Below are 19,331 nucleotides of genomic sequence, written 5' to 3'. Positions count from 1 at the left end.
TGAATCTTCGTGGACGACCATGGTTTTAAGACCTAAAAAGGACTTTTTGCAAAAACCTGTCAATGCACCCCTCCTGTTCGCTCAACCTAGTCTTATAAGTAAGAATATGTTTAATAGCTTGGTACGATCTCGGGGAAACGGTTCTTTTAGGAAGCGTGGGTCAATGTATTTCCGGGTTAGCCACAAAGCAATGGGGTATAATCGGGATTATTTTAAATAAAAAGTTGTTCTGTACCTAGATTGCTTTATCTATAAATGTAAACTGCAACCCTAAGTAATAAGCTTTAATCTGATAAAGATGCCCCCCAGCTTAAATACTTAAAAACAAGTATTGCGTTAGCTGAAATAAATACTTACCTTTTGATCATCAGTAGGTTAGGTGTTTCTCTTCGCAAATTGGCTTGAGGCTGGCCTCCTACTGGCAAAATGAGTACTTATTGGTTTCGAGTAGCAATCGTTTTATAATCAGCTAAATTACCTTTTACTCCAAGCTTGCTACCCCTGAGCAGATTGATGCTTTTCCTTAGTTAGAACACCCGCATCCCACTTTGATCTCCTTTATTATGCCTTTAAAATTACTTTTTTCGGTTCGCCCATTTTCTTTTTCGATTCCTCTCCCACTACAAAAACTCCTGGTTCCGTCTGCCATACCCTTCCCCCGGCATGTAGTAAGGGTATTTACGATCCTGGTTATTTTAATAGCCGCCGCTACCACCCATGCGCAGGAGGTACTGGTGGGCTTAACCTCTGCGGGCGGTAAGCATCAGGGCGGGACTGCTTTTTCCATGAAAAGCGATGGGACCGGTTTTACCCTGCACCGGGAGTTTGCTCGTTCGGGTAGTAAGCCACGTGGAAATTTGATTAAAGCGGCGGACGGTAATTTCTACGGCATGACTTCCAGTGGGGGCTTTGGTTACGGAACGGTGTTTAAAATGACGGCGGCCGGTAACCTTACCGTACTGCATTCTTTTAACGGTACTAGTGAGGGCAGTACACCTTATGGGAGTTTACTCCAGGCACCCGACAAAAATTTTTATGGGATGACCCATGAAGGTGGTACTCTTGGGTGGGGTACGATTTTTAAAATAACTCCTTCCGGCACTTATACTGTTCTGCACCATTTAGATTATAAAGCCGACGGAGCTTATCCATTCGGCAGCTTAATTATGGGGGAGGATAACAACTTTTATGGTCTGGCCAGTGAAGGCGGCACGAAGGGAGGTGGAACCATTTTTCGTATTACGCCTACGGGCACCTACTCGGTGTTGCGGCACTTATATTATGATACGGATGGGGCAGTGCCATACGGTAGTTTGGTGTTAGCGGACGATGGTAATTTTTACGGAATGACTTTTAAGGGGGGAGCATTTTATTATGGCACTATCTTCCGAATTAGCCCAACCGGTACTTTTGCGGTTCGTCGGCATTTAAATTTTAATACCGATGGGGGCTATCCCGCACAAAATAATTTAACTATAGGAACTGACGGTAACTTTTATGGGATGACTCGGCAGGGAGGAACTTCGGTATACGGTACGATCTTTAAAATGACTCCGGGTGGTACCTTTACCGTCCTCAAAAATTTCGATAATGGGAAAGATGGGGGTTCACCTAGAGGTAGTTTGACGCAACATCTGGACGGGAATTTTTACGGTATAACATCATTTGGCGGTAATTCGAGCTATGGCACTATCTTTCGGATGACGCCTGATGGCACTTTCACCGTGCTCAAAAATTTAGATGTCAATACCGGTGGCGATTCAGGAAGTAGTTTAGTGTTTAATCGGCCGGATGGTAACTTTTACGGGACCACGCTGGAAGGCGGAGCGGGTGGATTGGGTACGATTTTCAAGATTACGCCCGCTGGTACCTTTTCTTTACTCGTACAATTTCCCGAAAGCGGACAAGGCATTCAACCGTTCGGTAGCGTTATTCAGGCTCAGGATGGTAACTTCTACGGAATGACCCGCCAGGGAGGGGTGAAGGATTACGGCACCGTATTCAAGTTTTGCACGAATACTTTAACTACTATCCAATCTTTTGATGCGGCTACTACGGGCAGTAATCCCCAGGGTAATTTAGTGCAAGGTCCGGATGGCAATTTTTACGGCACCACTAATAATGGTGGAACGTACGGCTTTGGTACCATTTTTAAAATTTCTCCCAGTGGTACCCTAACGGTGCTCTGGAACCTGGATGAAACCAACGATGGCGCCCATCCTAACGGAAGCTTGGTGTGGGGTGCGGATGGTAATTTATACGGGACAGCTTTATTTGGCGGTACAAATGGCTACGGTACAATATTTAAGATCACCCCTTCGGGCAAGATTTTTACGGTGCTGCGACACCTGGATTACGTCACTACGGGTGGCTCTGCGTTTGGCAGCCTGGTACGGGGAAAAGATAATAACTTTTACGGCATGACTTACCAGGGTGGTAGCCAAAAGTACGGTACTATTTTTAAAATGACGCCCACCGGTACGCTTACCGTCCTCAAAAACTTAGATAAAACAAATGGCGCTTATCCTTATAAGAATAGTTTAATCCAAGGCCGGGATGGCAACTTTTATGGCATGACCCAAGAAGGCGGGGCTAGCGGATACGGTGTCATCTTTAAAATAGCACCGAGTGGCAATCCGTATGTAGTGCTGCATGATTTTGATAATGCCACTGATGGCAGTTACCCCAGTGGAGATTTAGTACAGGGCAGCAATGGCACCTTATATGGCATAACTAACCGAGGCGGGAACAACAGGGGAGGAACTATATTTAAAATTAGTACTGAGGGAGCTTTTACCGTGTTGCGTCATTTAAATCTGACCACGGATGGTAGTGAGTCCTTAGGTAGTTTAGTTATTCAAAAAGCCAATCCGGTGGCGAATGCCCAGCGTGTTGCTACAGCTATAAACACGCCGAAAGCCATTACCCTGACGGCCACGGGTGGCGGCACGCCGTTAGACTTTAAGATAGCTGGTCAACCCCAACACGGCACGGTAACTGGTTCCAATGCTAAACGCGTCTACACGCCTAACCCGGGCTTTACCGGCACCGATTCGTTTAATTTTCGGGTAATTTGGGGCTGCCAGAGTTCTACTACTAAAACTATCACCATTACCGTGGGGCAAGCTAGTACCGTAAGAATTAATACGGGTGGCAGTGCGGTGGCTACTTCCCTGGGCAGTTTTAGCGCCGATACTTACTTTAGCGGAGAAACCAGCATTTCCACTACCGCTTCGGCTATTGCCAATACGAGTAACGATGCGCTTTATCAGGATAACCGGCGGGCTACTAACAACGGCGGCAGCTTCCAGTACAGCATTCCGGTTAAGAATGGCGCCTATACGGTGAAGCTGCATTTTGCCGAAATCTTCCATACCGCTGGCGGGAAGCGGAAGTTTAACGTGACCGCCGAAGGAGCCAGTTGGTTAAGCAATTACGATATTTTTGCCTTAGCGGGAGGAGCGAGAAAGGCCCTGGTTGCTACCAAAACCGTTTCCGTTTCCGACGGGATCTTAAATGTAAGCTTTGTCTCGATTGTAGATAAAGCGTGTGTGGCCGCCCTAGAAGTAATACCTGTCGCGGGAGCCGAACGTCAGGAAATGGAAGGAGAGCTGGCAAAGGCAGGAGAACTAGTAACTCGTCTGTACCCTAATCCGGTTAAAACTACTTTAACGGTGCTACTTATTGCTCCCACAGACAAGCTGCAAACCGCAGTGGTGGATGCTACAGGTAGGAAAGTACTATGGAACGCGCAGGAGCAAATAGACAAAGATAAGCTGCAAATAAATGTGGCATCCCTTTCTGCCGGATTATATTGGCTGCAATTAGAAACCGATCAGGGACGCCAAACTTTCAAGTTTATCAAACAGTGAAGGGAACAGCTGTGTCACGATCAAATAAGTACACTTATGTAAAACAAGGCTATTCCAATTTCCTTTTTCCATTAATTTTGAAGACAAACTTGCCAGTCTATTTCAGATCCATACAGTGACTATAGGCATATTAATGTATTTTCGCTAGCGGTCTAGCTTATTCTTAAAAGGATACATCCCGATGAAATACAAAAAGATTATATCCGTCGCATAAACCTTGCTTTGAATTTCATTGAGGTTAATCTAGACACCGATCTATCTTTAGACTTGATTTCCACCGTAGCTTTTTATTCTCCTTATCATTTTTATAGATTATTTAAAGCCATTATTGGCGAGCCCTTGAATGCTTCTATAAGCCGCAAGAGGATTGAAAAAATTGCTTCTCAATTAATGCGGTATAACTACTCTATTATCCTCCAGAAGCATATTGGTTAAGTGATTATTATTGAATAACTTAGTCGGCACCCGAACCGAGTATTTCCTAAATTTAATCTTGCATTCTGATTCCCTAAAGCTTTAGCTTGCAAGATTCCTCCACCCTGGTAGTTCCTTTTAGTATAACCTTAGGAACTTGTTTTCACTGCCCTCCTGAAATAAGCATTACTTGTCACCTATCTTAAATTCAATTTTATGAAAACAATTATACTTACTGCCTTAGGTTTCCTAATTTTTGTCAATTCTACGGTCCAAGCTCAATGGAAGCTCGGTGGAAACAATCTTACTTCCGCGGAAAAGATAGGTTCTAACACGGGCTATTCGGTTATATTTGAAACAAATAACTTGGAGAGGGGCAGAATTACTGGGGCGGGTTTATGGGGACTGGGCGTTAAAGCGCCTAATGCGAAGCTACATGTGAATAGTTCTGGTACTCAAATTCCTTTTCGGGTTCAGGTAAATGGAGTAACCAAGCTTCTAGCTCATAATGTTGGTGGTGTTTCCATCGGCGCCAATGTAGTTCCTCCTAGTAATGGCTTGTACGTGTTCGGTCCAGTAGGTATCGGCACGAATTTACCCGCGGCTAAACTGCACGTAGAAGGCGGCGGAATATCCATATATGGCAACAGTAGTACCGGAACCGGGGTTCAGGGACAGGGAACCACCTATGGGGTTTCTGGTTCTAGTGAAAATACCGACGGTGCGGGGGTATTTGGCACGGGTAAAAGAGGAGTGTATGGCACGGGTACTACTTATGGGGTGAATGGCTACAGTAGCACTAGTACCGGGGTGTATGGTAATGGCAATGTTGGGGTATACGGGAGAGGTACGGATACGGGCATTTATGGCGTGGGTAGTAGTTATGGGGTTTATGGGTTTACCAGTGGGGGTGTTGGAGTTTATGGGTCCAGCAACAACAATATTGCGGTTTGGGGCTCTAGTTTCAGAAATTACGGGGGGAACTTTTACTCTAGTTCCAACCATGGTTTATGGGCCGAAACTGGATCAACGGCAACTGGTATTTATGCCGGGGCCTTTAAAGGCAATGTTTTTACGTATGGCTTCTATCTGCCTAGTGATAAAGAAATAAAGAAAAATATACAGGATTTTGGCAATGCCCTGGATATAATAAACAAGCTGAACCCTAAATACTATCAGTACCGGGAAGATGGAAAATATGCTTCTCTTCAGTTGCCCAAAGGAAATCACTATGGCTTACTGGCGCAGGATTTAGAACAAGTTTTACCTAATCTGGTAAACGAGATGCCTTTTGTATTGAATGCGGGTACTCACAATAATAATACACCACAAGAAATGAGACCCTCTGCAAACGAGGGGCTTGCTAATCCAGGGGAAGATCCCCAACAAGTTACAAGAGACATTCTGAATACGAAAGCCATAAATTACACAGAACTAATTCCTATCATGATTAAGGCCATGCAGGAACAGCAACAAACAATTACTACTTTAAGTAAAAAGATAGCGGCGTTAGAAGCAGCCGGCAAGATGAGTGGCGGTAACAATACCGATCATCTAGGTTTATTGGGTGTTTCACTTGAACAAAACACTCCTAATCCTGTTAACTCCACTACTACATTCCGCTACACTGTTCCTGCTAATACAACTGCTCAAATTCTTGTTTATCATTCTGCTACGGGAAAACTGGTAAAAACCTTACAGGCTCCTGCTAGTGGTCAGGTGCAAATGGATGGGGTAGGCTTAGAGGCAGGTACCTATATTTATACCTTAGTGGTGAATGGCAAAAAGGTAGCTGTCAAACAGCTAATCTTATCGAAATAAGGTACCTATTCTTAGAGCAAACAAAATGAGTATGTGAGGAATGGAATAGCGTTTTAGATTGCAGTATCCAGAACATAAGCATAGTCACACTTATAGATAACTGCTAAGCTTAGCTAAGCCAGTAGTCGGGCTTAGTAGCTTTTTATCTTGCTCTTTGTCTATGCTATTTAGGATATGCATATGCCTAAATCAGTTGTATTTTGCATTTTTGACAATAATTGAAGACTAGATATTATCAAATAAAAGGGAAAACCTCTTGCTGCCTAAAACATTTCTCCTATTCCATATGCTGACTTAAAGCTCACCTTTCTAGGAAATTATTTAATGGTAAATAGCCGAAAATTCTTATAACCAGCATTATGATAAGTAGCAAGAGCGTAAAGTTGCTTATTAAGATATGTTACCTTAATACTTGTCATAGAAGTTAAAGCAGGTTCAAAGTAGGATGAGGTTGTTTACTTTTATCTATGGTTTTGATAAGTTCATGGAGTAAGGAATAATTCAAGTTGGCTTGTAGTATATTTACTTCCTGAAGGCTATTAACCAATAATTTACGGTTACAAATATTGATGCGGTTTATCATAGGAACGATGCTGTTCAAGTAGCGGTTATAGAAGCCGACAATATCTTCCACTCTATCTGGAATTTTATATCCGGACTTGCCCTGAATACTGGCAATCAGAACTCCGTAATCTCGCAAGTGCTGAATACATACCCGTAGTTGCTGCTCCGTAAAGTTGGGGTACATTCTTTTAACTTTATCAATAACTTCATATTTCTCCACGAGTCGGTCTGGAGCAGTCCGGAACATGAGGTACAAGTATTGCAAAACAGATTGTGCTTCTTCCGAAAATTTATGGCGATTGGCTAAAGCTTCCTGGACAGACTCCGCCGCTATTCGGGAGATCAACTGATTCTTTTCATGATCCTGTTCTGAGATAAAAACTGAAAAGTCGGTTTTCTCGAAGGGAAAGAAATCTACAAAAGTACGGTCGTGCAACAAATCAAATAAAAAAGTGGCCTTTTCGTGACTATGGCTGGTACAATAAATTTTACCTAAACAACCGGAAATAAAATCAGCTAGCTGTACCAATGGTTCTTCCAACCTATCCTCTACCAACTGGTAGGTTCGATCAGGAGTAAATAAATCTCGTTGAATGACCTTGGTATTTATATAGTGCTGTAGGCTCCGCCGGAACTCCGGCCAACCCAACTGGTCGGCATGAATGGAGAAGGATGTAAAGTTTTTAGGGAATTGCTGTAAGAAGATGCGGTTGAAGTATTTGTAAAATATAGTATTTTGGTCAAGCCCCTCCCCTATTATCTTACTTTTATTAATCACTAAGCTAAGAACCAGGAAATCCAATTGCCGCAATTCTTTTAAAATATCAAGTCGTTTCTGAAAACCATTCTCATCGTTGGCAATACGGCTAGACTTAATGGGATGTCCTTGGAAATAGCGCCGGCTAATAGCTGCTCGCAGCTTCCGGGCTTTCTCTATTTGCGCTTCTTCAATAAGTACTGCTGTTAAAACAAAATGAGAGAAAGTGTCAGTTTTCTCCAGGTTCAGGCTAGTATTACCAAATTCGTCGGCAAAGATGTGAAGGTGCTGCATAAGCCTGGTACGTGTAGTAAAGCTTTTATCCCTTCAAGTTAAAAATTATTCTTAATCCCTAAAGCTTTCTGGTAGAAATACTCTTGGAACCGTTGTACTCATATATATATATTATAAAGAGTACCCTAGATTGACAAGCTCACACTTACCCGTTGCTTGTATGTAATATATATTAAGACTTTCTTTTCCCTTTTGTAATCCTTTATTGATATATCAGTTAAACTGGTGCCTGACTTTATAAAAGTAGAGAAGCAGTCTGTTTATTTTGGAATAAAATTTAAAAATTAACTTTTATTCTGCTGTATGTGAGCAATATATTGAAAGCATATTTTATTACTTAAATATAAGTAATAAAAGTAATATAATCATATATGTTCTGAGTAATATAATATTATTAGGCTTATAATGTTGTTAATAACACATTATTCGAATTACTATTGATGTTACTAGTATTATAGTCTTATTTATAGTAATGGTACTTTGTAATTCTAATCTGCTGTACATTCAGATAAATAATTTGTTAAAAAGTAATCTAACAAATTGCAATCTAGGATTACAGAATTTATCAATAAGTTAATTCCGTAATCTTGTATTGTGTTTTCACGAAAGGTTATATTACTATATAACTTTATTACTTATACTATTATGTTGCTTACTTACTATATTACTAATGTTACTTTATTATTGCATAATATTATACATCATTATTGTTTATATTATCATATGGATAGAAAAATTATATCATTAGTAATATAATATTATTAAAAATATTATATTACTAATATTTTGACGTAGTAGTGTAATATTATGCATCTATATTATCATTCTATTTTGTGTTTAGTTAATATTGTAATAACTAACATAGATATTATTATTTTTATTTTATTATTATATTACTTTGTTTATTGTAATTTTTTATTACTTGTCTTCAGACACTTAAGTACACATAAACTAAGTTTATTCTGGTTGTCGGTGGCTTACCAATTCAGGACTAGCAGGTATTGCCATAAGCCCGCTCTTGGTCTTAACCAGACTAGATAAAATCGGCTTCGTGTTAAGGGTCTTTTCCCCATCAGTTTCAAATAATTTTTCTTTCCTATAAAAAGTAAATTGCAAATAGTTGCCAATAAAATTACTAGGTGAGCTTACGTGGTGTTTCTCACCTTTTGGTTTAATTGATTTTCCTAACTGCTGACATCAATGTTTTCTTCTGTTGTCGGTGTTCTAAGAGGAATACTGTTTTTTTTAGAAGATTATCTTCTGGCTTACTACTTGCCGAAGATCTTAAAGCTATTATTTACATTACCTCTACGTGCGTAGTGATAATGTAAATAAAATAATTCTTTCGTATTTTTACCTGTAAAATTGGCAGACTTTACCCATGCAGGAAACTAAGTACGTTACTTATATTAGAGTATCCACCAAAAAACAAGGCGAATCCGGATTGGGGTTGCAATCTCAACAAACTTACCTCGACCATTTTTACACCGGCAAGAATGTAATTGCCGAGTTTACTGAAAATGTCAGTGGCAAGGATATTAGCAACCGACCGAAGTTACAGCAGGCGTTGGCTTTATGCAAAAAAGAAAAAGCAGTGCTAGTAGTGGCCAAGATTGACCGGTTAAGCCGTAACACCGAACAAGCGCTTTGGATTTATTCTGAACTAGACGGTAGGTTAGAGAGTTGTGATATTCCGAACTTGGATAAATTTACGCTTACTTTGTTTATGGCTATCGCTGACCGGGAGCGGGAGTTGATCAGCCTGAGAACCGCCAATGCTTTAGCTGAAAAAACCAAACGGCTGGGCGAGTGGCGGAAAGCAAGTACTCCCTTTATAAATAAGACTGCTAATAGTTTAGCAGTAGCAGTAAATAAAAAAAAGGCTAGAGCAAATGAAAACAATAAACGGGCGGCAGCGCTTATCCAGCTACACCGCCAGCAAAATAAGTCCTGGAAAGATATTGCATTGGAACTAAACAATGCCGGATTTAGAGCTAGTAGGGGAGGGGCATTCCAGGCTGTTCAAGTGCAAAGAATCTACAATCGCTTGATTAATGCTTAAAACCTAGAAGTAGCATTTGATTTGGTATCTCGTAAGTTGAAAGAAAACTGTGATATAGAAAGTAATCTAACCATTAAGGCTCTTTTGAGACAAAAGAAATTACAATTTGAAGATTGCAGATGCCTTTGAGAAAATTGAATACTAAAAACAGGTTTTATAAGCTAAGAAACGAAAAAACAGGGTTTATAAGTTATATATCAAAAAAATAGATTTTATATGTCTATAAACAGATTATACCACTTATAAAATCTGTTTTTTAAAGTAGTTTTTTAAGGAGTATAAACAGATTTTATAAGCTACAAAAACAGGTTTTATAAGTTTATATTCCCAATGTTGTCCGGAAGTAACCACCTGGATTTATTATATCTTTCCGGCGAAGTGAGATATCGTAGAGGCATTTATTGGCTTTTTTTCGGAGCTCTGTGCTATTAAGAATTTTGTTGATAAGGTTAGTGTCCAGTATTCCAATGTCTCTTAGACGTCCTTTCAGCTGGGCTGCTTCCCGATCTAATTCTTCAGACTCGAAAGGAATAACCGTTTGTACGTGGGAAACCATCTTAATGGTAAAGGTAAGTTTGTGAATGGATTTACCTTTCTTTTCTGTTACAGCATAGGCCACTCGTAGATCTGATACTTCATTAATTTGCCGAATAGCTGGTTCTAACACATAATCCTTAAATTGACCCCATTGCTTATATTGTTCTGGAGCTTTACCGGATGGGTCTTTCAAGTTTAACCGATATCGTAACTGCTCCACTTCGAAAGTCATAGCACCTAAATCTTTCCACCTGGAAAACTGCACATAAAGCCATTTAGCGTATTTGGAAGTCATGGAAAGTACACAGAATAGCTGGAAACTGGTAAAATTATTTTTCAGGTCTACCAAGTATGGCTTTAAATCTTCAGCTATAGAAAGTTGAATGCGGCCTTGTCCTTTTAAGTATTTGGCGCTACTCATCATGGCCACCTGGAGTAGTCCATCCTCTTCTTCGATTTCGAACACCTTGCCTATCAGGCCAGCAGTAGCTTCCCGCAGCTGCTGGTAATTCCATTGTCGGCCGGTTAACTCCTCGATTTCTTTAACACTGATAATATACTTGGTGTCCTTGCTATCACCAGGCTTTAACCGAGAGAGCATCATAAAGTATATGTCCAGTTGAACCGCTGAGAGTTCGTGCCTGGCATTAGTTATTACATTATGATGTCGTACCTGGATTTTGGTTTCTTTAATTTCCAGCTGTTCCATGGAGCCCAATTTATATAAAAGGCTTGAGAAAAAACAGAGACTTTAAACATTTCTGTTTTTTAACTTATGAAATCTGTTTAATTAACTTATGAAATCTGTTTTTGTGACTTATCATTTCTGTTTATTGACTTATCATTTCTGTTTATTGACTTATCATTTCTGTTTTAAAAACCAAATATATAATTAATAATCAACGATTTATGGCTATTACAAATAATTCAAATAATTTCAAATAATCACAAAGTTGTGATCTGAATAAGGAAATTAGGTTATTTAATTTCGGCACAAACAATGGAATCAAGGAAATCAAGTCAAAAAAGATCTGATACAGGAAGGAAACTGGGCCGGGCGAAAAAACAGGTTTTATAAGTGAAGTAAGCTTCCAAATGGCTAAAAATTTTAGCAAATCTTAATATATAGTAAATTAAATAAATAAATGATTTTCGCTTATTTCCAAGGATAGGAACTTACTCGAAAGTTTTCTAGTCAAAGTAAAAGGAATATATTGAATTTATATTGAGTACACCTTTCGATTACATCTGCATAAACGTAACTAACCGACAAATAAGCATAAGCCATGATGTGATTAGTGATTTTCTGCGGCAAGTACGTTTTAATTATAGGATATAGTTAGTCCTCATCTGGTGAATTCGGCTACCGAAGCGGTTACAAATTCTTGACTATACTATAAAGCAATCATAAAGTAAGCATTAGCTGGGAGACTAGTTACCTAAACTTGAACCAGTTGACATGGAATTACAAATTCTTGGCTATATGGCTAGAAATAAAGCTAAAATATTTTTTCTTAAACTCTTCAAGATAGTTACCCTAAACGGAGACATTGCTTTTGGTATCACCAACAATCCCGGCCATTGGGTAAACCTATTCGTCGCCGAACTCGGCAATGGCACCTATTTCAGACCAAGGATTGCACTTAAAGTTTCAAACAGTTAACGAGTTTTAAAAAGTGCCCATGCTCAAAGCCCGTTCTCAGCAGAATCACTTGGCCTATTGGTATCACACATTGGTGATTTTGAAAGTGATACCCAAACACCAGGTAAACAAGATAATCTACAGCGTCAGCAGAAATTGTTTAAAGAATTACTTACTTAAAACTTATTTAACTTTAGAATTTAATAGTTACTATTTCTTTTTAGGAGGAGCTACCTTAATTTCACCATTTTCCATTTCGTATTGCTTTATGTATGCAGCAAAAGCAGCATTAACTTGGTCCTTAATTAAGGTTCTGTCCCAATAAGCTATTGCATTTATTTTATCTAAGTAATCTTCCCTTATAATTAATGTAGTGCGGCGCTCGGTAAAGTTTGTAGCTTCTTCTGCTTGATTCGAATTCTGCACTTTTTCCTGCTCCGTCTTTTCAGTTGTTTTCTGTAGCAAGCTGCCTAAACCGCCTGAGAAATTTTTCTTAGCCATATTACTAATATTACTTTATGTTCTTACTATTGTGTTATTTGGTGCTTTTCTTCTTTGTATGTTTGGATAATATCTCTTCTGCTAATGACTCATAATCGGCTGCACCCGCGCTTTTACTGTTATAAGTAAAGATGTCTTGGCCAGTAGCTGGTGCCTCTGCCAAAGCAACATTATCGCGAATTTTGGTAGCGAAGACTTTTTTCGGAAAGTGTTCTGTGATAGTATCAAATACATTTTTATTAAGAACCTTACGGCTGTCATACTGGGTAATGAAAACACCTCCTAACTCTAAGGATTTGTTCAGATGTTTCTGAATTATTGAAACTACTTCTAACATTTTGGCAAGCCCCTGCATAGCTAGGAATTCGGCTTGCAGCGGGATCAGAATTTTATCAGAAGCAGTTAAGGCATTAACCGTAAGCAGACCTAGTGAGGGAGGGCAGTCAATCAGGATAAAGTCGTACTTCTTTTTTAATGGTTCAATTGCTTCCCGTAAAATAAGCTCCCGACCTATTTTAGTGCTCAATTCTATTTCAGAACCACTTAAATCTAAGGTCGATGGTATCACATCTAACCCTGGCCTGATATTCAATACTGCATCACTAGCGAGGTAATCGCCTTTGATAATGCCATAAATCGTCTGAGCTGGTTCTTGAATGCCTAAACTTTGCGATAAATTAGCTTGTGGATCTAAGTCAATCAGCAAAACAGATTTACCCGCTCTATTAAGTGCTGCACCAATATTAATGGTACTAGTGGTTTTTCCAACACCACCTTTGTGATTGAGAAGGGCAAATACTTTCATTTGTTGCTTTAAGATTTTGTTTCTATCAATCTTCAAATTAATAGAATACTTACCGATAATAAAAGTTACTAACCATATTTTGTTAAAAGTAATAAATATGTTTAATGTTACTTCAATATTATATCTCTAATATTCTTTTATTACTTTGTTCACAATTATCTGCATTGCTTAATCTTGAAAGGAAAACCATATTTCATAAATTTTAAAATCGGGCGTACAATTGAGAGTCTGAAATAATATGTTTTTTACAAAAGGGAAGAAAAAGTACTTGATTTTGTGTATAAATAAATATGTACAAAACAAACACATTTATGTATAAAACGTATATATTTGTATAAGTAATTAATCAAACAGCAGCACTTTGAAACTAACCCTAATGACCTCTAACCAAAAATTCACCCAGTTAGCCGAAGAAGTAACAAATGAAGTAATCGCTCAATTAGAGCAAGGTAAAGTTTTCTGGAAAAAGCCGTGGAGCTCGTATGGATTGCCTAAAAATTACGTATCGGATCGTGCGTACGAAGGCTTTAACGCTTTTTACCTTAACTACATTACGGGGAAAAGAAAATATAAAACTCCGTACTTTTTAACCTTTAAACAGGCTAAAGATTTAGGAGGTAATGTGAGAAAAGGTGAAAAGGGCACTCAGATTATCTTCTGGAAAATATTTAATAATAAGATAGGAGAGAAGACTACTCCAGCCGGCGAAACCAAGGATATAGTACAAACCAAGTTTGTGCCTTTCATGTGGACCGTATTTAATATTGACCAGGTAGAAGGTGTTAGTTTTAATCTTCCGGGTGATGTAGAGCGGACTGACAATCAAATTATAGAAGCTTGCCAGAATGTTGTAAATAACTATCTGGAACCGGCACCATGGATAGAACACGGTGGTTCAGAAGCTTACTATTTACCGGCTTTTGACAAGGTTCAGATGCCTGATATTAAAACCTTCATCAATGCTCAGGCCTACCATTCTACTTTATTTCATGAGTTAATTCATTCTACTGGCCACGAGATAAGATTAAACCGCTTTACCGAAGAAGATAAAGCAACCCAATTTGGAGATATAAATTATTCCAAAGAAGAATTAGTAGCAGAGATGGGAGCGAGTTTCTTGAATGCTTTTACAGGAATTAAAGAAATAGTTTTCGAAAACTCAGTAGCTTATTTACAGGGTTGGATCAAGAAGCTAAAGGATGATAAAACCATGATTATATATGCTAGCACCAAAGCATTTAAGGCAGCCGGTTTTATTCTGGGTCACAAACCCGAACACCAGGATCAAGAACAACAGGATACCGAAGCAATAGAAGTTTAATATTTAAAGCCTACCCGTAAAAGGTAGGCTTTTTTATTCAATGCAAAAAAAAATTGTGTTTAAAACCTTCACTTTTCTATTTAAAACTGACATATTTACAATGATGCTTTTATATTCAGCTTATGAAACTAAAATACATCGGTATCCTGGTATTCGGAGCTGCCCTAGTGAGCTTTACCGGCCCAACAGCATTATTAGTTTTAATCAAGGGAAAAAACACGACCCAGGTCAACAATATTAAACACAATGATAACTTGCGAGCTAGGAGAGTTAAGTATGAAGAAGCGCGGTACAGTAATACCGCAGAAGTAGATTACTTGAGCCAAACCAAAGCCGCTATAATTCGGGACATCAAACAAAGGTCCGCGTTTGAAACAGAACCCTTTGAGGTTTCTAAAATTGTGTTCACTTCTGAAAAAGTGAAATGGGTAGCAGGTCAAAAGCAGGTGCATCTTTCTTTTACCTATCAGTTGCAATACCGGAAGGCTAAACCGCAACAACTAAATGGATCCATCCTGCTGGCCAGTGATGCAGATGGTAAATTGTTTAGTAGCCAAGTTAAAATATAGTATCATGATACTAGCGGACTTTTTACGGTTGACCATTGCGGAACGAGCGGAACACGTTTTCCATTTTGGTAACTTCTTGGAGTGCTGCCAGGATCGAGGTAACCTCTATGATATGGGTGGATTTTATGCTGAGGTTATTTATAATCACGAACTCAACGAAATTCAAAACGTGACCGGATTTCAAGATATTTCTGGACTTGAACCATACCTTACCGAAATAAATATATAATCTGATACTAAAGGTATTTAATGTACTCAAAATTGAGCTAATTAAAATCCAGTACTATGATCCCCGAGACCACGCCGAATAAAAAGTTTGATAAAGCTAAATTACTTTTTGACCAAGGCTTGATTAATGAGTTTAAGGACTTGTTCGATATTGCTCCATATAGTCTCATCGCCAAAAAACTAAATACGAGTCATATTCGATTTAAAGCAAAGCTGGAAGATCCGACAAGTTTAAAAATTTCCGAGGTAGATGAAGTGGCCAAACTGTTAAACATCGATTCTCTTGCCCTTTGTGCTTTAGTCCTAAAAAGCCACCCAAGGAACAAAGCTTCCAATTAACCATTTGGATCCATCTGGATCTACGCTATAAATAATTTGAAACCTTTATCATAAACTTGCCTCCCTTTTGTTAGAAACAGCATATCGGAATAAACTTTGCAATAAATAATCACTATTGGCCTTAATGGAGTTCGCTTTGCAAGATGTGTTTTCGTATATACGAAAACTTCTTGCCTTACTTCGGGGCGGAGCCCTGAAGTAAGGGTAAAATTATTCGCAACTCATAATTTTTATCAGCATGGAAGAAGAAATCAAAAACTGGAACCCAAAAGGAGGGAGGCCCAAAAAGAGCGATAAGGAGCGGCGGGATAAACCGGTGCTGATTAAATTCACTGAAGACGAGAGAAATCAGCTCTATAAAGAAAGTGAAGATTTGGGATGGAAACAGCCCCTAGTGTATTTTCGAAATAAGTTACTATCCAAGACTAACAGCACCAACCATAACCCACAATCTTTATTTAAGGCACTGAACAGACTAAATCCCGAATTAAACAAGGTCGGTAACAACATCAATCAAATAGCCCGGTACGTGAATTATCTGGATAAGAATAATATGGTGGATCAGAAGTTTATTGCCGAATATAGTACCTGCTTCAAGGAGATGATAGAAGTACAGAAAGAATACACGTTAGCCATTAAGGCTTATCTCCGTTCCGTTTCTAAAAAGTAATGTTTGATGTGCACTGCTCATTACGCAATGTTTAATAAGCATTGCGTAATGTTCATTTTCTTTGCCTGTAATGTGCATTGTTTATTATTCATTGTTCATTGTTTAATGCTTGTTGTTCAATTTAATAGTTAAAAATGCATGATTGTAAAAATTCTTTCTTCTGCCGGTAGTTTTTCAGGAGTAGAATATAATGAAAGTAAAGTCAGTTTAGGCACTGCTGAACCGTTGGCTGTAGAAAATTTCGGTCTTCTGGAATTAAATGGGAGCGCCAGGAGCCGAGCTGTCCATGAGTACCAGCAATTTTTTAAAGCCTGGTCTACCAATGAAAGAGGTATGATCGATAAACCCCAATTTCACGCGGTTATTTCCTGCGAAGGCAGGGAATATTCTGGTTTGGAGTTAAAAGCCATCGCCGAACAGTACCTGGAAAAGATGGGTTACATAAATAATCCTTACCTGCTCTATTTTCATAAAGATACCGCCAATAATCACGTGCATATTGTTTCAAGCAGGGTAGATGAATCCGGCCGGAAAATTAATGATTCCTTTGAGCGACACCGCTCCCAGGCTGCAATAAAAAAAATATTAGGTAAAGGCCTTGGCCAGCAACCTGTAGAGCAGGTTACTAAGTCTTTACGTTATAATTTTTCCTCTGAGGCTCAGTTTAAGATGTTGCTAGAGTCTCAAGGTTTAACAGTAACGGTAAAGGCCGAAGATTATCAATTCATCCGCGGAGGCGAAGTGCAACACTCTATTTCTAAAACCCAGGTTGATGATAAAATTAAAAACTATGTGGAGCCCACGGATCGGAGTCACCAATTGAAGGCTTTATTCATTAAATACAAACCTGCTTTAACTCCGGAAAAATTTACGGAATTCATGCAATCAAAATTCGGAGCAGAAATAATATTTCACACCGCTAAGGGTAAGAATATTCCTTACGGCTACACGATTATTGATCATGCAAAAGAGCAAGTCTTCAAAGGTTCTCAAGTAATGCCCTTAGCTGCTTTACTCACGTTGCCAACGCGACAAGATCAGTTAAAGGCCGGAGCTGAAGTAATTGATACTTTAGCCAATGAAGAAAATAATAAAGTGCTGCGGTACCGGGAGGTTAAAGCACAATTATTAAAGCTTGGTTTTGAGCTCAACAGTAATGGAGTGGTAAAAATTTGGGGGGAAAATAAAACCAGCTTTTCGGTTTCAAAAGAAAGAATGAAACAGCTGCTTTACAATGATAGGTTGTTTGAAGCGCAGAAATTTACTACGACTACTCCGGATGAAGTGGAAGTGATTTGCAAAGCTATGTTTTTAAGAAAGGAAGATGCTATAGTGTTATCTCAACTCATCTCGGGAGAAAAGAATAAACATGGGGAGCAGACAATGATCCTTTCAGATAAGCTAACTAGTTTACTAGCTACGGGTAAAGACCTAGGAGATATTGCTGAGGAGAATAAATATTCCTTTGCTAGAAAATCAAATACGGTTTACCTCATAGATCAAAAGAATCATACTCTGTACAATATGGCTCAGTTGATGTCAACAGCACCGGATTACAGCACAGTGGAGGTTATTGACTGCGACCGGATAAATCAGAACCAATATAGCCACCAACTGGAATATAGCAGCGGAACCTTTGCTGAAGTAGCTGGCCTAGTGTTCGAGGTTCTGCAGGATAATTCGGAAGAGCATCCAGAGAAAAAGAGAAAGCGGAAACGAAAAGATTAATCACCTAAACCATAAAACCAATGAAAATCATAATTGCTAACCAAAAAGGAGGTGTGGGTAAATCTACTATTACCACCCTTCTAGCTAATTACCTAGTGCTGGATAAAAAAGAGAATATTATCATTCTCGATATGGATTACCAGGAAACAGTGTTTGCCCGCTGGGAGGAAGACAAGCAAATGTATTCCAATGACCCATTGTACGAAGTGATGAAAGTGGATTTGGAAGAATATTCTAAGTATTCCCATGCCTTGAATGAAGTAAAAACGGAAGGCCATATTTTGCTCGATACACCCGGTAAGCTTGATGATGATAATATGCTAGCCATCATTAAAGATGCGGACCTAATTATCTGCCCGTTTGCCTACGAAAAGACTATTTTTGAAAGCTCGTTGTTTTTTTCCAAAGTAGCTCATCACGTAAATCCGAACATTAAGATTGTATACCTGCCCACCAGAATTAAAGGAACGGTAAAGTACGAAACTGAAGGAAAGGTGAAAGAAGTATTAGCCGCTTACGGAACCATAGCCCCGAAAATACCGGACCGAGTAGCCTTAGAGCGAATTGATACTGTTTCCATCAGTAGCGAGGCTAGATCTTTAATCCAAGAACCCTTTGATTATATATATGACTCATATTTAGTATAGGAATTTTATTTTATACATTATTAATATTAGATAAGTATAATATTATATTGTAAAGGCATTAAAAATTTTAAAATAATATGTTATTAGTATTTTATTTTTTTATTTACTCATAAAATGTATATTTGTGATGAGCAAGGATCTATTAAATAAGATTAGGAACCGGATTGACAACCCGGAAGGAACTGAAACCGGGCAAGCAGCCGGCAAACCCGAAGAAGATATTCCAGCAAAACCAGACAATGCTCCTCAAGCGGCACCAGCGAAAAAGAACGCTGCTCCGGATAAAGAGGTAAATGTGAAGCCGAAAGCAATTTCTGGCAAAGACGGGTTTGATAAAATCAGGAATACACTGAAGGCCGAAAAGGAAAACTTTATTTTTAATCGGCGCTTGGTTTACATCGATGATAATATTGGGGAAGCATTGGACCTGTTACGAAAAGAAGCTAAAATTAACTCGAATGTATTAGCCAGTTACCTTTTAAAGCAATTTCTCTTGGAAAATAAGGACCTGATAAAAGCTTTAAGAGAAAAGAAAAAAGGTAATATGTTTTTCGATTAAT

The 19,331-nt window shown here is 38.8% G+C and carries 16 protein-coding genes; 12 read left to right on the top strand and 4 right to left on the bottom strand.

The genetic code is table 11. The annotated features are described in order from the left end of the window. Positions 1-563: 563 nt before the first annotated feature. Complete coding sequence (locus tag AHMF7605_RS29050) at positions 564-3,872, top strand: choice-of-anchor tandem repeat GloVer-containing protein (RefSeq protein WP_106933768.1); 3,309 nt, start codon at positions 564-566, stop codon at positions 3,870-3,872. Positions 3,873-4,502: 630 nt separating this feature from the next. Next, positions 4,503-6,107, top strand: a complete 1,605-nt coding sequence (locus tag AHMF7605_RS29040; protein WP_106933766.1) for a tail fiber domain-containing protein — start codon at positions 4,503-4,505, stop codon at positions 6,105-6,107. 424 nt (positions 6,108-6,531) lie between these two features. Here the strand turns inward: AHMF7605_RS29040 and AHMF7605_RS29035 are convergent, their stop codons facing one another. Continuing rightward, positions 6,532-7,722, bottom strand: a complete 1,191-nt coding sequence (locus AHMF7605_RS29035; RefSeq protein ID WP_106933765.1) for a DUF3800 domain-containing protein — start codon at positions 7,720-7,722, stop codon at positions 6,532-6,534. A gap of 1,381 nt (positions 7,723-9,103) precedes the next feature. Here AHMF7605_RS29035 and AHMF7605_RS29030 point away from each other — a divergent pair. Continuing rightward, complete coding sequence (locus tag AHMF7605_RS29030) at positions 9,104-9,784, top strand: recombinase family protein (RefSeq protein WP_106933764.1); 681 nt, start codon at positions 9,104-9,106, stop codon at positions 9,782-9,784. A gap of 319 nt (positions 9,785-10,103) precedes the next feature. Here the strand turns inward: AHMF7605_RS29030 and AHMF7605_RS29025 are convergent, their stop codons facing one another. Beyond that, a complete protein-coding gene (locus AHMF7605_RS29025) occupies positions 10,104-11,030 on the bottom strand; it encodes a replication initiation protein (protein WP_146153707.1) in 927 nt (308 codons plus the stop codon). Positions 11,031-11,780: 750 nt separating this feature from the next. Here AHMF7605_RS29025 and AHMF7605_RS29020 point away from each other — a divergent pair. Next, the gene (locus tag AHMF7605_RS29020; protein ID WP_106933762.1) at positions 11,781-11,984 is read left to right on the top strand and encodes a hypothetical protein; all 204 of its coding nucleotides are present in this window, start codon (positions 11,781-11,783) and stop codon (positions 11,982-11,984) included. 189 nt (positions 11,985-12,173) lie between these two features. On the opposite strand, the gene AHMF7605_RS29015 is transcribed toward AHMF7605_RS29020, so the two are convergent. After that, positions 12,174-12,464: a hypothetical protein gene (locus tag AHMF7605_RS29015; RefSeq protein WP_106933761.1), complete on the bottom strand. Its 291-nt coding sequence runs from the start codon at positions 12,462-12,464 to the stop codon at positions 12,174-12,176. A 34-nt stretch (positions 12,465-12,498) separates the two neighbouring features. Next, a complete protein-coding gene (locus AHMF7605_RS29010; RefSeq protein ID WP_106933760.1) occupies positions 12,499-13,269 on the bottom strand; it encodes a ParA family protein in 771 nt (256 codons plus the stop codon). A 361-nt stretch (positions 13,270-13,630) separates the two neighbouring features. Between AHMF7605_RS29010 and AHMF7605_RS29005 the strand changes: the two genes are divergently transcribed. From AHMF7605_RS29005 to AHMF7605_RS28970, 8 genes are all read left to right on the top strand, one after another. Next, positions 13,631-14,590 carry an ArdC family protein gene (locus AHMF7605_RS29005; RefSeq protein ID WP_146153706.1) on the top strand — a complete coding sequence of 320 codons (960 nt, stop codon included), beginning with the start codon at positions 13,631-13,633 and terminating at the stop codon, positions 14,588-14,590. Positions 14,591-14,712: 122 nt separating this feature from the next. Further along, entirely contained in the window at positions 14,713-15,159 is a 447-nt protein-coding gene (locus tag AHMF7605_RS29000; protein ID WP_106933758.1) for a hypothetical protein, read from the top strand. A gap of 4 nt (positions 15,160-15,163) precedes the next feature. Continuing rightward, the gene (locus AHMF7605_RS28995; RefSeq protein WP_106933757.1) at positions 15,164-15,388 is read left to right on the top strand and encodes a hypothetical protein; all 225 of its coding nucleotides are present in this window, start codon (positions 15,164-15,166) and stop codon (positions 15,386-15,388) included. 56 nt (positions 15,389-15,444) lie between these two features. Further along, complete coding sequence (locus tag AHMF7605_RS28990; RefSeq protein ID WP_106933756.1) at positions 15,445-15,726, top strand: hypothetical protein; 282 nt, start codon at positions 15,445-15,447, stop codon at positions 15,724-15,726. Positions 15,727-15,964: 238 nt separating this feature from the next. Then, positions 15,965-16,396: a plasmid mobilization relaxosome protein MobC gene (mobC, locus tag AHMF7605_RS28985; protein ID WP_106933755.1), complete on the top strand. Its 432-nt coding sequence runs from the start codon at positions 15,965-15,967 to the stop codon at positions 16,394-16,396. Between the two features lie 138 nt (positions 16,397-16,534). Next, positions 16,535-18,124 carry a relaxase/mobilization nuclease domain-containing protein gene (locus AHMF7605_RS28980; protein WP_106933754.1) on the top strand — a complete coding sequence of 530 codons (1,590 nt, stop codon included), beginning with the start codon at positions 16,535-16,537 and terminating at the stop codon, positions 18,122-18,124. Between the two features lie 20 nt (positions 18,125-18,144). Continuing rightward, positions 18,145-18,771: a ParA family protein gene (locus AHMF7605_RS28975; RefSeq protein ID WP_106933753.1), complete on the top strand. Its 627-nt coding sequence runs from the start codon at positions 18,145-18,147 to the stop codon at positions 18,769-18,771. Positions 18,772-18,898: 127 nt separating this feature from the next. Next, on the top strand, positions 18,899-19,330 hold the full coding sequence (locus AHMF7605_RS28970) for a hypothetical protein (protein WP_106933752.1): 432 nt from the start codon (positions 18,899-18,901) through the stop codon (positions 19,328-19,330). Position 19,331: the final 1 nt, after the last annotated feature.

Origin of the sequence: Adhaeribacter arboris (assembly GCF_003023845.1) — a bacterium.
GTDB lineage: Bacteria > Bacteroidota > Bacteroidia > Cytophagales > Hymenobacteraceae > Adhaeribacter > Adhaeribacter arboris.
The sequence above is the reverse complement of the archived record's forward strand: the minus strand, read 5'-3'. Positions and strand labels throughout refer to the sequence as shown.

What these genes read in the sequence shown, in the direction of transcription:
- AHMF7605_RS28995 (WP_106933757.1), top strand. Translation starts at nt 15,164, where the DNA reads ATGATACTAGCGGACTTTTTACGGTTGACCATTGCGGAACGAGCGGAA.
- AHMF7605_RS29020 (WP_106933762.1), top strand. Translation starts at nt 11,781, where the DNA reads ATGGAATTACAAATTCTTGGCTATATGGCTAGAAATAAAGCTAAAATA.
- mobC (WP_106933755.1), top strand. Translation starts at nt 15,965, where the DNA reads ATGGAAGAAGAAATCAAAAACTGGAACCCAAAAGGAGGGAGGCCCAAA.
- AHMF7605_RS29035 (WP_106933765.1), bottom strand. Translation starts at nt 7,722, where the DNA reads ATGCAGCACCTTCACATCTTTGCCGACGAATTTGGTAATACTAGCCTG.
- AHMF7605_RS29015 (WP_106933761.1), bottom strand. Translation starts at nt 12,464, where the DNA reads ATGGCTAAGAAAAATTTCTCAGGCGGTTTAGGCAGCTTGCTACAGAAA.
- AHMF7605_RS29025 (WP_146153707.1), bottom strand. Translation starts at nt 11,030, where the DNA reads ATGGAACAGCTGGAAATTAAAGAAACCAAAATCCAGGTACGACATCAT.
- AHMF7605_RS29000 (WP_106933758.1), top strand. Translation starts at nt 14,713, where the DNA reads ATGAAACTAAAATACATCGGTATCCTGGTATTCGGAGCTGCCCTAGTG.
- AHMF7605_RS28975 (WP_106933753.1), top strand. Translation starts at nt 18,145, where the DNA reads ATGAAAATCATAATTGCTAACCAAAAAGGAGGTGTGGGTAAATCTACT.
- AHMF7605_RS29030 (WP_106933764.1), top strand. Translation starts at nt 9,104, where the DNA reads ATGCAGGAAACTAAGTACGTTACTTATATTAGAGTATCCACCAAAAAA.
- AHMF7605_RS28990 (WP_106933756.1), top strand. Translation starts at nt 15,445, where the DNA reads ATGATCCCCGAGACCACGCCGAATAAAAAGTTTGATAAAGCTAAATTA.
- AHMF7605_RS29010 (WP_106933760.1), bottom strand. Translation starts at nt 13,269, where the DNA reads ATGAAAGTATTTGCCCTTCTCAATCACAAAGGTGGTGTTGGAAAAACC.
- AHMF7605_RS29040 (WP_106933766.1), top strand. Translation starts at nt 4,503, where the DNA reads ATGAAAACAATTATACTTACTGCCTTAGGTTTCCTAATTTTTGTCAAT.
- AHMF7605_RS29050 (WP_106933768.1), top strand. Translation starts at nt 564, where the DNA reads ATGCCTTTAAAATTACTTTTTTCGGTTCGCCCATTTTCTTTTTCGATT.
- AHMF7605_RS28970 (WP_106933752.1), top strand. Translation starts at nt 18,899, where the DNA reads ATGAGCAAGGATCTATTAAATAAGATTAGGAACCGGATTGACAACCCG.
- AHMF7605_RS28980 (WP_106933754.1), top strand. Translation starts at nt 16,535, where the DNA reads ATGATTGTAAAAATTCTTTCTTCTGCCGGTAGTTTTTCAGGAGTAGAA.